Source organism: Micromonospora pisi (genome assembly GCF_003633685.1).
Classification (GTDB): Bacteria; Actinomycetota; Actinomycetes; order Mycobacteriales; family Micromonosporaceae; genus Micromonospora_G; species Micromonospora_G pisi.
Window position 1 is genome coordinate 6,237,281 of record NZ_RBKT01000001.1, and the last position, 15,390, is coordinate 6,252,670.

Annotated in this window: 13 protein-coding genes; 6 read left to right on the plus strand and 7 right to left on the minus strand. The window is 72.5% G+C overall.

The window, feature by feature from the left end; genetic code table 11:
- Positions 1 to 276: 276 nt before the first annotated feature.
- Positions 277 to 3,108, plus strand: coding sequence for a glycoside hydrolase family 9 protein (locus BDK92_RS26835; protein ID WP_121159194.1), 2,832 nt, complete (start codon positions 277 to 279; stop codon positions 3,106 to 3,108).
- A gap of 132 nt (positions 3,109 to 3,240) precedes the next feature.
- On the opposite strand, the gene BDK92_RS26840 is transcribed toward BDK92_RS26835, so the two are convergent.
- The 3 genes from BDK92_RS26840 to BDK92_RS26850 all read right to left on the minus strand — a co-directional run bounded on the left by BDK92_RS26840 (position 3,241) and on the right by BDK92_RS26850 (position 6,425).
- Positions 3,241 to 4,518, minus strand: a complete 1,278-nt coding sequence (locus BDK92_RS26840; protein WP_121159195.1) for a phosphodiester glycosidase family protein — start codon at positions 4,516 to 4,518, stop codon at positions 3,241 to 3,243.
- A gap of 205 nt (positions 4,519 to 4,723) precedes the next feature.
- Complete coding sequence (locus BDK92_RS26845; RefSeq protein ID WP_211349377.1) at positions 4,724 to 5,716, minus strand: glycerophosphodiester phosphodiesterase family protein; 993 nt, start codon at positions 5,714 to 5,716, stop codon at positions 4,724 to 4,726.
- Positions 5,717 to 5,780: 64 nt separating this feature from the next.
- Positions 5,781 to 6,425, minus strand: coding sequence for a response regulator (locus BDK92_RS26850; protein WP_121159196.1), 645 nt, complete (start codon positions 6,423 to 6,425; stop codon positions 5,781 to 5,783).
- Between the two features lie 6 nt (positions 6,426 to 6,431).
- Here BDK92_RS26850 and BDK92_RS26855 point away from each other — a divergent pair, with 6 nt between their 5' ends.
- Complete coding sequence (locus tag BDK92_RS26855) at positions 6,432 to 7,637, plus strand: sensor histidine kinase (RefSeq protein WP_121159197.1); 1,206 nt, start codon at positions 6,432 to 6,434, stop codon at positions 7,635 to 7,637.
- Between the two features lie 33 nt (positions 7,638 to 7,670).
- On the opposite strand, the gene bsaP is transcribed toward BDK92_RS26855, so the two are convergent.
- Complete coding sequence (gene bsaP, locus BDK92_RS26860) at positions 7,671 to 7,862, minus strand: biotin synthase auxiliary protein BsaP (RefSeq protein WP_121159198.1); 192 nt, start codon at positions 7,860 to 7,862, stop codon at positions 7,671 to 7,673.
- A 17-nt stretch (positions 7,863 to 7,879) separates the two neighbouring features.
- Positions 7,880 to 8,875 (minus strand): biotin synthase BioB, encoded by a 996-nt coding sequence (gene bioB / locus BDK92_RS26865; RefSeq protein ID WP_121159199.1) that lies wholly within the window; start codon positions 8,873 to 8,875, stop codon positions 7,880 to 7,882.
- Between the two features lie 257 nt (positions 8,876 to 9,132).
- Here bioB and BDK92_RS26870 point away from each other — a divergent pair, with 257 nt between their 5' ends.
- From BDK92_RS26870 to BDK92_RS26885, 4 genes are all read left to right on the plus strand, one after another.
- Complete coding sequence (locus BDK92_RS26870) at positions 9,133 to 10,269, plus strand: 8-amino-7-oxononanoate synthase (protein WP_121159200.1); 1,137 nt, start codon at positions 9,133 to 9,135, stop codon at positions 10,267 to 10,269.
- Positions 10,270 to 10,336: 67 nt separating this feature from the next.
- Positions 10,337 to 11,041 (plus strand): dethiobiotin synthase, encoded by a 705-nt coding sequence (bioD, locus tag BDK92_RS26875; protein WP_121162615.1) that lies wholly within the window; start codon positions 10,337 to 10,339, stop codon positions 11,039 to 11,041.
- 114 nt (positions 11,042 to 11,155) lie between these two features.
- Positions 11,156 to 12,763 (plus strand): sensor histidine kinase, encoded by a 1,608-nt coding sequence (locus BDK92_RS26880; protein ID WP_246017259.1) that lies wholly within the window; start codon positions 11,156 to 11,158, stop codon positions 12,761 to 12,763.
- Between the two features lie 55 nt (positions 12,764 to 12,818).
- Positions 12,819 to 13,475 (plus strand): response regulator, encoded by a 657-nt coding sequence (locus BDK92_RS26885; RefSeq protein ID WP_121159201.1) that lies wholly within the window; start codon positions 12,819 to 12,821, stop codon positions 13,473 to 13,475.
- A 76-nt stretch (positions 13,476 to 13,551) separates the two neighbouring features.
- On the opposite strand, the gene BDK92_RS26890 is transcribed toward BDK92_RS26885, so the two are convergent.
- Together BDK92_RS26890 and BDK92_RS26895 are read right to left on the minus strand one after the other, a co-directional pair.
- The gene (locus BDK92_RS26890) at positions 13,552 to 14,358 is read right to left on the minus strand and encodes an ABC transporter permease (protein WP_246017260.1); all 807 of its coding nucleotides are present in this window, start codon (positions 14,356 to 14,358) and stop codon (positions 13,552 to 13,554) included.
- A 35-nt stretch (positions 14,359 to 14,393) separates the two neighbouring features.
- Entirely contained in the window at positions 14,394 to 15,347 is a 954-nt protein-coding gene (locus BDK92_RS26895) for an ATP-binding cassette domain-containing protein (protein ID WP_121159202.1), read from the minus strand.
- Between the last annotated feature and the right edge of the window lie 43 nt (positions 15,348 to 15,390).

Here is a 15,390-nt window from a genome sequence, read left to right on the forward strand (position 1 = left end):
GGCGAGCATCCATGGGAGCGCTCCCGCAGCTTCCCGCAAGCCCACCATGCCGCCGCACAACAGTTGGGCCAGGACAGGCGAAAGGGCGGATGCGCCCACATCCGCCCCTCCAATGTCCTCCGCTACGCGTTGCCGCGCGCGGCTCCACGGACAGGAGCGAGTCTAGTGCTGCCCAGCATCACGCCGGCCTGGCCAAAAGGTCAACTTGCCCAGCCCACCGGTAGGGTCCGGCCCGGACGGTGGTACCGCGCGGTCGCCACTTTCGGCTTACTCACGGTGACCGCTGCGGCCCTTGCGGTCGCCACCCCGGCAACCGCCGCCCCCGCCGTCGCCGTGTCCGGGACCGCTGGCGTGGCCGCCCCCGGCGTCGCGGCGGCCACCTACAACTACGCCGAGGCGTTGCAGAAGTCGCTCTACTTCTACGAGGCCCAGCAGTCCGGCGCGCTGCCCGACTGGAACCGGGTCTCCTGGCGCGGCGACTCCGCACTCACCGACGGCGCCGACGTCGGCCTGGACCTGACCGGCGGCTGGTACGACGCCGGCGACCACGTCAAGTTCGGCTTCCCGATGGCGTTCAGCGCCACCATGCTCGCCTGGGGTGCGGTCGAGTACCGGGACGGGTACGCCGCCTCCGGGCAACTGCCGTACCTGCTGAACAACCTGCGTTTCGTCAACGACTACTTCATCAAGGCGCACCCGTCACCCAATGTCCTCTACGGACAGGTCGGCAAGGGCGACGACGACCACAAGTGGTGGGGACCGGCCGAGGTGCTGCCGATGGCGCGGCCGGCGTACAAGATCGACGCGAGTTGTGGCGGCGCGGACCTGGCAGGTGAGACGGCCGCCGCGATGGCCGCCTCGTCGATGGTGTTCCGACCCACCGACCCGGCCTACGCGGACCGGTTGGTCAGCCACGCCCGGCAGCTCTACACCTTCGCCGACACCGTGCGCCGCGCCTACCACGAGTGCATCACCGACGTGACCAGCTTCTACCGCTCCTGGAGCGGCTACCAGGACGAACTGGTCTGGGGCGCGGTCTGGCTCTACCGGGCCACCCGCGACGCCGCCTACCTGGCCAAGGCGGAGAGCGAGTACGACCGGCTCGGCACCGAACCGCAGTCCACCACCCGGCTCTACAAGTGGACGGTCGCCTGGGACAACAAGCAGTTCGGCACGTACGTGCTGCTGGCCAACCTGACCGGTCGGCAGAAGTACGTCGACGACGCCAACCGCTGGCTGGACTACTGGACCGTCGGCGTCAACGGGGAGAAGGTGCGCACCTCCCCGGGCGGCATGGCCGTGCTCGACACCTGGGGTGCGCTGCGGTACGCGGCCAACACCGCCTTCGCCGCCCTGGTCTACGCCGACCGGACCACCGACACCGTGCGTAAGACGCGCTACCACGACTTCGCGGTCAAGCAGATCAACTACGCGCTCGGTGACAACCCGCGCCAGTCCAGCTACCTGATCGGCTTCGGCGCCAACTCGCCCCGCAACCCGCACCACCGCACCGCGCACGGCTCCTGGTGGGACAGCCAGACCGTGCCGGTCCAGACCCGGCACGTGCTCTACGGCGCGCTCGTCGGTGGGCCGTCCGCGCCGAACGACGCGTACACCGACAGCCGGGGCGACTATGTGATGAACGAGGTCGCGACCGACTACAACGCCGGCTTCACCTCCGCGCTGGTCCGGCTCTACTCCGAGTACGGCGGCACCGCGCTGGCGAACTTCCCGCAGCCGGAGCCGCCGGACATCGACGAGCTGACCGTGGAGACCACGGTGATGCAGAACGAGACCAGGTCGACCGGGATCAAGGCGATCGTCTACAACAGGTCGGCGTTCCCGGCACGGGCGCTCAAGGCAGCCACCTTCCGCTACTACTTCCGTCGGGAGGGGACCAGCACGATCGAGGTGACCAGTGGTTACACCCAGGGCTGCCCGGCACCGAGCACCGCCCGGCAGGTGTCCGGTGACCTCTGGTACGTCGAGGTGAACTGTTCCGGCTACACCATCGCCCCGGCCGGCCAGTCGGCACACCGGATGGAGGTCCAGTTCAAGATCGGCGTACCGGAGGGCGGCACCTGGAACTCGGCGAACGACCCGTCGTACCAGGCCACCGCCGGGCCGAACGTGAACGTGCCGCTCTACGAGGGCGGCGTACGGGTCTGGGGCGCCGAACCCGGTCCGACCACCCCGGACACCGATGCGCCCACCGTGCCCGGGGCGCCCACCGCCTCGGCGGTCACCGCCACCGGCGTCACCCTGGGCTGGACGGCGTCCACCGACACCGGGGGCAGCGGACTCGCCGGCTACGACGTCTACCGGGAGACCGGCGCGACCGACACGCTGGTCGGGGCGCCGCCGACGCCGTCGCTGGCGGTCACCGGGCTCACCCCGTCGACCGCGTACCAGTTCTATGTGGTGGCCCGCGACGGCGCCGGGAACCGCTCGGCCGCCTCCGCCCCGGTCGCGGTCACCACGGCCGGTGGTGGTGGCGACACCACCCCGCCCGGTGTCCCGGGCACCCCGACCGCCTCGGCGGTCGGCCCGACCGGCCTCACCCTCACCTGGACCCCGTCGTCCGGCACCGACCTCGCCGGCTACCGGGTCTACCGCGAGGCGGGCGCGACCGACCTGCTGGTCGGGTCGCCCGGCGGGTTGACCCTGACCCTGACCGGGTTGACACCGTCGACCGGGTACCAGTTCTACCTGGTCGGGGTGGACCTGTCCGGCAACGTGTCGGCGGCGTCCGGCCTGGTCAGCGTGGTCACGCTGCCCGCCGGACCGGGCGGGGCGTGCCAGGTCGGCTACGCCACCAACGACTGGAACAACGGCTTCACCGGCACCGTCACCATCCGCAACACCGGCAGCACGGCGATCAACGGCTGGAGCCTGGTTTACGCCTACACCGCCGGACAGCGGGTCACCCAGTCCTGGTCGGCGACGGTGACCCAGGCCGGGACCACGGTCACCGCGACGAACCTGTCCTACAACGGCTCCCTGGCGCCGGGCGCGTCGACCAGTTTCGGCTTCAACGGTACGCACACCGGCAGCAACCCGAGGCCGACCACATTCACCCTGAACGGCGCGACCTGCACCGTCGCCTGACCTGACCCGGGTGTTACCCGTGATGGCCTCTCCGGTCGGTCCCGGGCGTGCCGAGGCGCGTACGGACCGGGAGGCGTGGTTTCCGTCCGAGGACGGCCACGCCTCCCGGTCCGGGGCTGGGCAGGTGGTCGGTCAGTCGCGTCCGATGAAGACGCCGATTCCGTTGGCGACGGCCCGCTCGACCCCGCCGGAGGGGCTGTTGCGGACGGTGGCCGTGGTCGCGCCCGGGTGGCGGGCCGCCAGGGTGCTGGACCCGCCGCCGTCGAGGTTGACCGCCGCGTCCGCGCCGAACGAGCGGAGCAGCGTGGCCAGTTCGCTGACCGTGAGTCCCGTGCTGACCGAGGACCGGCCGTCGAGGGCGACGAGGTAGACGGTGCGCCCGTCCGCGCTGGTGCCGGCGGCGGTGCGGACCGCGGCGACCGAGTTGTCCAGGCCGGCCAGGGGCTGACCGGACCGCAGGATCGGGAAACCGCCGACCGCGAAGGTGAGCGCCGGCTTGTCGTCGGTGACCAGTGCCTGCCGGCGTACGTTGACCCGGTCGCCGGGGAGCAGGTCGTCGAGCTGGTCCGCGCCGCCCTCGCGGCCGACCAGGACGACGGTGTCGGCGGGGATCGCCCCGGAACCCGGGGTACGGCTGATCGAGGTCACCACGCCGTCGTGCACCGTCACCTCGTAGGTGTGGTCGGTGCAGGGGTCGTTGCGGCTGGTGTCGCTGCCGCAGGTGGCGCGGATCCGGGAGGCGCTGCCCCAGTCCGAGTCGAAGAGGCCGACGCCGTCGACGGGCAGCGCGTACTGGTTGAGGCCGCGCAGCGGGATGACCGCGCCGCTGCGGCTGCGTACCTCGCCGCGCAGGGTGAGGCTGGTGACCCGGGCGCTGCCGTTGATGCCGACGCCGAAGACGTCGCGGGTGGAGGTGCCGGCCGGCAGCCCCGGACCGAAACGCTGTGCGTTCGGCACCGCCGCCTTGAGGTCCTCGCCGCCCGCGATCTCCGGTCCGACCGCGGACCCGGTCGGTTCGACGCCCTCGTGGGTCTCGCTGATGTTGAAGAAGTCGCCGTTCACGCCCGCGACGGCGCCCTGCTCGTCGGTCATGGTGGAGATCACCTGCCGCTGCGCCACCGCGTCGGGGTGCAGCAGGTCCAGCACCACCTTCCGTTGGCGCAGGTCGGCGGTGACCACGTGTCCGACGGCCGGCCCGCGTGGTGTGTCCAGTTCGAAGGACAGGTACGTCACGCCGGGCGCGACGAGTTCGCCGCCGGTGTAGTGGACCAGACCGTCGGCGGTGGACGTGGGCGTGGCCGCCCCGGTCGGGGTGGCTGCCCACGCGGCACCGGCGGGTACCACGAGGGTGGCCAGTGCGAGGGACAGCAGCAGTGCCAGCGGTCGGCGTACGAGCTGTGGTGGCCTCATCGCCGCTCCTCTCGTCTCAGGGTGACCCGGACCGGGCCCGGGTCGGGTTCCCGAGTAGACGATCACGCCGCGGTGAACGCGTAACAAGATCAACTTGAACCGTCGGTGCCGTCCTCGGGTACGCCGAAGCCGGTCCGGACGACGGAGGAACCCGAGGGGCGTTCGATCCGCCGTCGTCGTCGCGCACGTCAGACCCGGGAGGTGGTCACGGCCGGACCAACGGCGTGATCACGTCGGCCCGGTTGGTCCAGAGCCAGCCGGACCAGTCTGCGGGCACCGCCTCCAGGTCGGCGGACCGGTCGAAGCCCTCTGACCACGGTCCGTCACCGGCGACGAGGATGACCCGGGTGTCCGCCGCACGCATCCGGTCGACGAAGAGATTCGGCCAGCCCCACATCAGCCGGCCGTAGCGCTGCGGCAGGTGCAGTTCGGTGTGCCGGCAGGCGCCGGGGACGTGTCCGGTCCAGCCGGTCGCGAGGTAGCGGACCAGGCAGTCCCGCATGGTCTTCTCCGAGGCGGCCCGCACCTGCGGCAGCCGGTTCGCGACCGCGTCGACCGGTGCGCCGCCGCCGTACACACCGATGGTGGCGAGCCGCTCGGCGGGCAGGGTGGCCAGGTAGGCGGCCAGCCGTTCGCCCTCGGCCGGGTCGTCGTTCTTCAGATCGATCAGCAGCTCCCGGTCCGGGAACGCGGCGACGACCTCCTCGACGGTGGGCAGCAGGCCGACGCCCTTACCGCGCAGCGGGTACGTGACACCGCCGTCGGCGGTGTAGCCGTACCCGAGGTCGAGCCGGCGCAGTTCGGCGAGCGTGTGGTCCCGGACCCGGCCGGTCCCGTCGGTCCGGCACTCGAGCGTCGAGTCGTGGAACACGGCCAGTTGATTGTCGGCGGTGACCTGCACATCGAACTCGATCATGTCGGCGCCGGCGTCGAACGCCGCGCGCATCGACGAGATGGTGTTCTCGATGTGGCTGTGTTCCGGCGGGTGGATGCGGGTGGCGGTGCAGGTGTCGTTGAGTACACCGTCGAGCGGAAAGGTCTGGGCGATGCCCCGGTGTGCCAGCAGCAGCGGCCGACCTCCCTCGGAGCCCCGCAGCGCCGAGCTGTTGGCCACGTAGAGTCCGGTGACCGCCAGCAGGACGACGCCCAGGGTCAGCCAGAGTCTGCGGAACCGGCGCGCACGTTTCAGAGAAGACACCCGGGCAGCCTGTCAGCGCGAATCCCGCCCCGGAACCGGCGAAGGACACAGCCGACCTAGGTCCTTAGGACAGGTCGCGGGCGATCAGCGCGGCCTGGGTCCGACTGGTCACCGCCAGTTTCCCGAGCAGGTTGCTGACGTGGGCCTTGACGGTGCGTTCGGCGAGCGCCAGGTCCCGTGCGATGTCCTGGTTGCTCATGCCCTGTCCGAGCAGGGCGAGCACTTCCCGTTCGCGCTGGGTCAGGGTGCGCAGCCGGGCACCGGCGTCCGCTGCGGCCGGGGCCGGCGTCGAGGGCCAGAGCAGATCCGCGGCGGACGCGCTCAGCGCGGTCACCCCGGCGTACGCACCGCGGACGGCGGCGGCCAGCTCACCGCCGCTGGCGTCCTTGAGCACGAACCCGTCCGCGCCGGCGGTCAGCGCCCGTTGGATGTCCGCTGCCCGGCCGACCGTGGTCAGCATCAGCACCTTCGCGGACACCTCCGGAAGACGGGAGCGCAGCTGACCGAGGACGCGCACACCGTCCGCGCCCGGCAGGTAGAGGTCGAGCAGGATCACGTCCGCCACGACGGGATCTTCGGCCAGGAGTTCCAGCAGGGCGTCACCGTCCGGTAACTCCGCGACCACCTCGAAGTCCGGCTGCGCGTCGAGGATCAGGCTCAACCCCTCCCGTACCAGCGCCTGGTCGTCGACGATGACAAGCCGGATCATCGGGCCATGGTATTCAGGGCCGTGGCATTCACACTCCGGCCTCCGACGGTTCGTCGGCTACGAGGTCATTGGCAGCCCGCGGTGGACGTCGCCCTGGGCGCCGCGACCGCCGCGCTCTTCGTGCTCTCCGGTACGACCGTCTCCACCCCGCTCGCCGTGGCGCAACTGCTGCCACTCGTCTGGCGGCGCCGGTTCCCGGCCGCGGTGCTGATCGTCGTCGGCTGCGCGACCGCCGCCCACACCACACTCGGCATGGCCCGCGCGACCGGCTTCTTTCCCGCGACGATCGCGCTCTACACCGCCGCCACCCACCGGTCGTCGGCGATCCGGTGGGTGCTGTGTCCCGCGGTCGGCCTGGTCATGGCCGCCGCCAGCGGAGTTCGACACGGTCCGGTCGAGGGCGTGCTGATGGCTGTCGTCACGGTGACGGTGGCGTGGTTGGCCGGGGTGGAACGCAGCGAGCACCTGCGCCAGCGCACCGAGGCCGAAACGCACCGGGCGGAGGCGGCACGCCAACGGGCCGAGGCTGAGAGGCAGCGTGCCCAGGCGGCCAGCCTGCGGCTGGAGCGCCGGATCGCCGAGCAGGAGACCGCAGCCGCCGAGGACCGGGAACGCCTGGCCCGCCGGGTGCACGACACCCTCGCGCACACGGTCACCGTGATGCTGCTGCAGACCGAGGCGCTGCGGGCCACCACGTCGCTCGACCCGGCCGGGAAACGTCGCCTGGAGGTGGTGCTGCGCGCGGGACGGGAGGCGCTGGCCGAGGTTCGCGCCGCGCTGGCCGACGGCGACGAGCGGGATTCCGCGACGCTGCTGGCGGCGCGGCTGGACACGCTCCGCGCCGCCGGGCTGAACCTCGCCGTGAGCCCGCCGGACCTGCGCGAGGTGCTCCCGGCACCGGTCCGGGCGGTCGCCGACCGGCTGATCGGCGAGGCGGCGACGAACGCGTTGCGCCACGACGGCCCCGGCACCCTGTTGACGATCACGACGGCGCACGACGACGACCGGTTGATCCTGCGGATCACCAGCCAACCGCCCGGCTCCGGGGGTGGCCGGTCGCCGCGCGGCACCCCGGGCTTCGGCCTGCGCAGCCTTTCCGAGGACATCAGAGGGTACGGCGGGGAGCTGGCCTACGGCCCGGTTGTCCCGTTCGGCTGGCGGATCGAGGCGGCGTTTCCGCTGCCCGTCGCAGTGGACGCGGGTCTGCGCTGACGTCCCGTGAGCGGGTCAGCGGGTGCCCGGTGGCTACTGGTGGGTTTCGCCGTGTTCGACGCAGACCGCCGACCAGCCGGTCGGTACGACCTGCACCTTCATTCGGCGCCGGCACTGCGGGCAGAACCGGGGCGGCTCCAGCACCCGGGCTGCCGCGCAGCTGTTGTGTGAGCCGTCCCCGGTCGACCGGCCGCACCGGTCACACCACAAGCCGGTCGTCGTCATCACAGGGTCGTCCTCGCTCAGAGCGTCGCGGAGAGGGCCTTGACCGGCATCTTCAGCTCGTCGAGCAGGGCCAGGTCGGCGTCGGCCGGACGACCGAGCGTGGTCAGGTAGTTGCCCACGATCACCGCGTTGATGCCGCCGAGCAGCCCGTCGCGGGTACCGAGGTCGCCCAGGGTGATCTCCCGGCCGCCGGCGAACCGGAGGATCGTACGCGGCATCGCCAGCCGGAACGCCGCGATCGCCCGCAGCGCGTCCTTCCCCTCCACCACCGGCTGGTCACCCAGCGGGGTGCCCGGACGCGGGTTGAGGAAGTTCAACGGCACCTCGTGCGGGTTCAGTTCGGCGAGCTGTACGGCGAACTCGGCCCGCTGCTCCACCGACTCGCCCAGCCCCAGGATGCCGCCGCAGCAGACCTCCATGCCGGACTCGCGCACCATCCGCAGGGTCTCCCAACGCTCCTCGAAGGAGTGCGTGGTGACCACGTTCGGGAAGTACGACCGGCAGGTTTCCAGGTTGTGGTTGTAACGGTGCACGCCCATGTCGACCAGTTCGTCGACCTGCTCCTGGCTGAGCATGCCGAGCGAGGCGGCGACCTGGATGTCGACCTCGGCCTTGATCGCGGCCACACCCTCGCGCATCTGCTTCATCAGCCGCGCGTCCGGGCCGCGTACCGCCGCGACGATGCAGAACTCGGTCGCACCGGTCTTCGCCGTCTGCTTAGCCGCCTCGACCAGCGACGGGATGTCCAGCCAGACCGAACGTACCGGCGAGGCGAAAAGTCCGGACTGGGAGCAGAAGTGGCAGTCCTCGGGGCAACCGCCGGTCTTCAGCGAGACGATTCCCTCGACCTCCACCTCCGGACCACACCAGCGCATCCGCACGTCGTGGGCGAGTTGCAGGGCGGCGGGCAGGTGCTCGTCGGGAAGGCGCAGTACGGCGAGCACACCGGCCTCGTCGAGGCCGACGCCTTCACCGAGCACCTGGGCACGCGCCTGGTCGAGGATCTCTGGCATGGTCGTACCCTACAAGGCGGTTCGAGCATCGATGGGAGCCGCCGGCCGCTGCCGTGACCGTGTCCACCGGCTCCCGTCGCGCGGCGGTGCCGCGCGAACCGGCTAGGGTGACCGTCGCCTGTCGCCGGTGGCCGGGAACGCCCCCTGGCGTACCGGCCCGCCGCCCGGGTCGGTCCCGGCCGAAGTGGTAATTTTCGCCGGTCGGGCCGGTTCCGTCAGGGCGGCTGGGCGGGCGGACGGGGAGACGAGGAGTCGACGTGGCGAGCTGGCTGGAAGCGCTGGACCGGCGTGCCCAGCTACGTGCCAAGGCGGGCCTGACCCGACGGCTGCGCCCCCGGGGCGCGACCGATCCGGTGGTCGACCTCGCCGGCAACGACTACCTGGGGCTCGCCCACCATCCGGCGGTCACCGTCGCGGCCACCGAGGCGCTGCGGACGTACGGGCTGGGCGCCACCGGTTCCCGGCTGGTCCGGGGTTCGACCGACCTGCACTCCGCGCTGGAGCGGGCCCTGGCCGACTGGTTCGGTGCCACCCGCGCGCTCGTCTACTCCTCCGGTTACCTGGCCAACCTCGGCGCCGTACGCGCCCTGGTCCGCCCCCGTACGCTGCTCGTCTCCGACGCGCACAACCACGCCTCGTTGATCGACGGTTGCCGGCTCTCCGGTGCCCAGACCGTGGTCACCCCGCACGCTGACGTGGCCGCCGTGGAGGAAGCCCTGGCGGCGGCACCGGGCCGGCCGGCGGTGGTCGTCACCGAGTCGGTCTTCTCGGTCGACGGCGACCTCGCCCCGCTGGCCCGGCTGCACGAGGTGGCCCGCCGACACGGTGCGCTGCTGCTCGTCGACGACGCGCACGCGGTCGGCGTACGCGGTCCGGGCGGGGCCGGCGCGGTGGTCGAGGCAGGGCTCGCCGGCGCGCCCGACGTGGTGATCACCGCCACCCTGTCGAAGGCGCTGGGTGGGGCCGGGGGTGTGGTCGCCGGTCCGGCGGAGCTGATCCGGCACCTGGTGGAGACCGGCCGCACCTTCATCTACGACACCGCCCTGCCCCCGGCGGTCGCGGCGGGCGTACTCGCCGCCGTGGAACTGGCCCGGGACGGTGATGCCCTCCGGGAGGAGCTGGCCGACCGCGCCGCCGCCGCCGTGCGTCACCTCGGCCGGGCCGGGCTGGACGTGTCGACCCCGGCCGCCGCAGTGGTCTCGGTGACCGCCCCCGGTCCCGAGGCGGCCGCCGCCTGGGCCGCCGACTGCCTCGACTGGGGCGTGGCGGTCGGCTGTTTCCGCCCGCCCTCCACCCCCGACACCCGCTCGCGGCTGCGGCTGACGGTCAACGTCGGTGTGCCGCGCGCCGAGTTCGACCGCGCCCTGGACGTGATCGTGGAATGTGCCCCGTGACCGCCAACCCGCGCGGTTGCCCGATCAAGGAGGGTGCCCGGTGAGCGACACCTCGTGGCGTGGCCCGATCCTGGTCACCGGCACCGACACCGATGTCGGCAAGACGGTGGTCACGGCGGCGATCACCGCCGCCGCGCAGGCGGCCGGACTCCGGGTCGCGGTGATCAAACCCGGTCAGACCGGTACGGTCACCGGCGCCCCGTCCGACATCGACACGGTCAACCGGTTGGCCGCCCCGCTGACCGCCCGTACCCTGGCGAACTTCCCCGAACCGCTCGCCCCGCTGGCAGCGGCGAGGGTGGCGGCGATGGAGCCGCTGGAGCTCTACACGGTGGTCGACGCGGTACGCGCGGAGACCGACAAGCACGACCTGGTGCTGGTCGAGGGGGCCGGCGGGCTGCTCGTCCCGATGGGCGTACGCCCCTCCGGTGAGCCGTGGACCGTCGCCGACCTTGCGGTGTCGCTCGGTGCACCGGCGGTGGTGGTGGCCCGCGCCGGGCTGGGCACGCTCAACCACACCGCGCTCACCCTGGAGGCGTTGGAGCGGCGGGCGGTGCCGGCCGGGGTGGTGCTCGGCGCCTGGCCGAACGAGCCCGAGCTGGTGCACTGGGCCAACCTGAGCGAGCTGGTGCCGAACATGGTCGGCGCGTTGCCCGACGGGGCCGGGACGATGGATCCGGGTGTCTTCCGGCGCTCCGCTCCGGGCTGGCTCACCCCGGCGCTCTACGGTGTCCTCGACGACTGGCGGACCTGGGCCGACGACGTCCACTGACCGACGACTGGCGGCCCCGGGCCGAGGGCGGCCGGTCACCGACGACCAGCCGTCGGGGGTGGCACCTGACTTTCGTCGGTGATGCCGCAGCTCACCGCCGCGTAACCTGGCGGCGTGGTCGCTTGGTGGCGTGGCTTGGCGCAGCGACGGCGGACGTTCCTGCTGGATCTGCTCCTCTGGGCGGCGCTCGCCGCGCCGATCGTCTGGGCCCTGGGCACCCCGCCGTGCCGACCCTTCGACGAGGTGCTGCTGGTCGTCGAACCGCTCCTGCTCGGTGTCGCGGTGGCGGTCGGCCGCCGCTGGCCGCTGGTCTCGCTGATCCTGGTCGTCGTGCCGACCATGCGGGACGGCAACTTCCTCTTCGCGATCCCGGTGATGAGCTATCTCACCGGCCTGCGGATGGCCCGCGCCCGGCCGGCGGTGCTCGTCTTCACGGTGATCGGGGTCGGCGGCAGTGCACTGAACCTCTGGGCCTTCCGCAGCGGCCTGGCCACCTGGTTCCTGCTCGCCACCATGCTGCTCTTCGCCGGTGTCTTTCCCTGGCTGCTGGGCCGGTACCGGCGGCAGCAGGGTGAGCTGGTCCGGGCCGGCTGGGCCCAGGCCGAGCTGCTCGAACGGGAGCAGGCCGGGGTGGCCGAGCGGGTCCGGATGCGGGAGCGGGCCCGGATCGCCCAGGACATGCACGACTCGCTCGGACACGACCTGAGCCTGATCGCGCTGCGGGCCGGGGCGCTGGAGCTCGCCCCCGGCCTCGACGACCGGCACCGGCTGGCCGCCGGCGAACTGCGGGCCAGCGTCGGCGCCGCCACCGACCGGCTGCGCGAGATCATCGGCCTGCTCCGCGAAGACGCCGGTACGGCACCGACCCGTCCGGCCGACGAGGGCGTCGCCGAACTGGTCGACCGGGCCGGCGCCGCCGGTATGGCGGTCCGCCTGCGGTGGCGGGAGCAGTCCGGGCCGTTGCCGGCCGAGGAGTTGCCGTTACTGGTCGGCCGGGCGGTGCACCGGGTGGTGCAGGAAGCGCTGACCAACGCCGCCCGGTACGCCCCGGGCGCACCGGTGACGGTCGAGGTCGACCGGACGACGGAGTGGATCGGCGTACGGATCCGCAACGCTCCCGCCCCGGCCGGTCCGCTGCCCGTACCGGTGTCGGCCGGCACCGGCCTGCTCGGCCTGCGCGAGCGGGTACGGCTCGCCGGTGGCACCCTGACCGCCGGGCCGGGTGCCGGCGGTTTCGAGGTGACCGCCCGGATCCCGCTGGTCGCGGACCCGCTGGCCGGCGACTCACTGGTCGAGGACCCACGGGTGGGCGACTCGCTGGTCGGCGACCGGGATGCCTCGGCGCCGGCGGCCGTCCGGTCCGCGTCGGCCGACCGCCTCCGGGTACAGCGCCGTCAGGTGCGGCGCAGCCTGACGGTGGCGGTCACCGCACCGGTGGCGATCGCCGCCATGCTGTCCCTGGTCTACTACCCGTTCGTCACCTTCGACTCGGTACTGCACCGGACGGAGTTCGAGCGGCTGCGGGTCGGTGCGTCGCGTACGGAGCTGACCCGGGTGTTGCCCGGCCGGCAGGCGCGGGGCCTGGCCGAGAACGCTCCGTCGGCTCCGACCGGCGCCGAGTGCGAGTTCTACACCGATGGCAACTTCCCCCTGGCCCTGCCCGCGTACCGGCTCTGCTTCGTGGACGGGCGGCTGGTGGCGAAGGACGAACTGCCCGGCTGACCGCCCCCGTACGGCGGCAGCCGCTGACGACGAAACGCGTGAACGAGGAGATGTGATGATCCCGGTCCTGCTGGCCGACGACGAGGCGATGATCCGGGCCGGGGTACGGGCGATTCTGGCCACCGACCCGGAGATCGACGTGGTGGCCGAGGCGGGGGACGGGCGCGAGGCGGTCGAGCTGGTCCGTGCCCACCGGCCCCGGGTCGCGTTGCTGGACATCCGGATGCCCCGGCTCGACGGGCTGGCGGCCGGGGCCGAGATCCGTCGCCTGGTGCCGGAAACCGAGGTGGTCATGCTGACCACGTTCGGCGAGGACGACTACATCGCCCGGGCCCTCGGCGACGGAGCCAGCGGCTTCCTGCTGAAGTCCGGCGACCCCCGGGAGCTGATCGCCGGGGTACGGGCGGTGGCGGGCGGCGGGGCGTACCTCTCGCCGAGGGTGGCCCGGCGGGTGCTCGAGCTCGGCGGGGGTCGGATGGGGAAGCGACCGGCCGCCCGGGAACTGACCGGCGGGCTCACCGAGCGGGAACGTGAGGTGCTGGCCCTGGTCGGCGCCGGGTTGTCGAACGCGGAGATAGGGCGGCGGCTCTTCCTGGTCGAGGGGACGGTGAAGGGTTACCTCAGCTCGATCTTCACCCGGCTCGGGGTACGCAACCGGGTGCAGGCGGCGATCGTCGCGTACGAGGCGGGTCTGGTCGACGGCGACGCCTGACCCACCGGCGGACGCCCCCGCCCCCGCCCCGCCCCGTCCCGTCGACGGATCGCTCGGCGGAGCGGGGGCGGGAGGATCAGGCGTCGCGGCGGCGCAGCACCGTGTGACCGGCGAGCAGCGCCAGCAGCACCCAGCCGACGAGCACGACCAGGCCCACCACCGGCGGGTACGGGTCGGTGTCGCCGCGCAGGAAGTGCAGCCCGGCGGTGCCGGGCAGGGCGTCGGCGATCCGGTTGACGATCGTGACGTCGCTCAGCCCCAGCGTCGCCGGCACCACGGTCAGGATCAGGAAGACCGAGGTCAGGGTGGCGACGGCGCTGCGCAGCGCCGCACCGACACCGAGGGTGAATACGCTGATCAGCGCCAGGTACGCCGCGACCCCGAGCGCGTCCCCGATGGTCTCGGGCAGGTCGAACCGGCCCCAGTCACCGAGGATCGGGTCGGCGACCGCCGCGCCGAGCGCTCCGAGCAGCACACCGAGCACGAGGGTCACGCCGCCGACGACGGTGGTCTTGGCGAGGATGACGTGCCCCCGGGACGGGGTCCACTGCAGGGTGGCCCGGATGGTGCCGGTGGCGTACTCGGCGGTGATCACGAGAATCGCCATGGCGAGCACGGCGAACTGGGTCAGTTCGAGCGAGTCGACGGCGATCCGGCCGAGTGCGACGACGCCCTGGTCGTTGGCGGCATCGGTGTCGGTGTTGCTGTTCCGTACGTAGATCGCCAGCTGGGCCGAGGCCGCCGCCATCAGCAGGACGCTGGCGAGCAGGGCCCACCAGACCGAGCGGACCGACCAGAGTTTGGTCCACTCGCTGGCGATCGCGCCACCCAGCCCGCCGCCGCTCGGGTTGCCCCGGTTGGTGGTCACGTCCGCGCTGGTCACTGTCGATCCGCCGGGCCGCCGGGCGTTCACGGTGCTCACATCGCCTCGGGTCGGGCGGGTTCCGGCGACTGACGTCCCGCCGGGGCGGTGTATTCGAGGCTGGTCGAGGTGAGTTCCAGGTACGCCTGTTCCAGGGACGCCTCGCGGGCGCTCAGCTCGTGCAGTCGTACGCCGAGTTCGTGGGCCAGGTCGCCGACCAGCGCGACATCGGCGCCGGAGATCAGCAACTCCTCGGCGTCGACCGTCTCGACGGTGACCGCCAGCGCGACCAGCCGGTTGCGCAGCGCCGCGAGCCCGACCGGTTGGGGGCTGCGCACCCGGACGGCGCCCCGTGAGCTGCCCGCGATCACCTCGGCGACCGGGGCGTCGACGATCAGCCGGCCCTTGCCGATCACCACCAGTTGGTCGGCGGTGAGCTGCATCTCGCTCATCAGGTGACTGGAGACGAAGACCGTACGTCCCTCGGCGGCGAGGGTCCGCATGAGCTGGCGGATCCAGCGCACCCCGTCCGGGTCGAGTCCGTTCACCGGCTCGTCGAACATCAGCACCCCGGGGTCGCCGAGCAGGGCACCGGCGATGCCGAGCCGTTGCCCCATGCCGAGGGAGAAGGTGCCGGCCCGCTTGCCGGCGACACCGGTCAGGCCGACCGTGGCCAGCACCTCGTCGACCCGGCGCGCGGGAATGCCGTTACTGCGGGCCATCGCGAGCAGGTGCGCCCGCGCGGTCCGACCCGGGTGGACCGCCTTCGCGTCGAGCAGTGCCCCGACCCGGCGCAGCGGGTGCCGCAGGCTCGCGTACGCCTCCCCGTCGACCAGGGCGGTTCCGGCGTCAGGTCGGTCCAGGCCGAGGACCATCCGCATGGTGGTGGACTTGCCGGCGCCGTTCGGGCCGAGAAAGCCGGTGACCCGCCCCGGTGCGATCTCCAGGGTGAGGTTGTCGACGGCTGTCGCGGCGCCGAAGCGCTTTGTCAGCCCGGTTAACGTGATCATGGAGCCTCCCTGGGGGTTTCCCCCGTCGTGGTGGCTTCAAGGT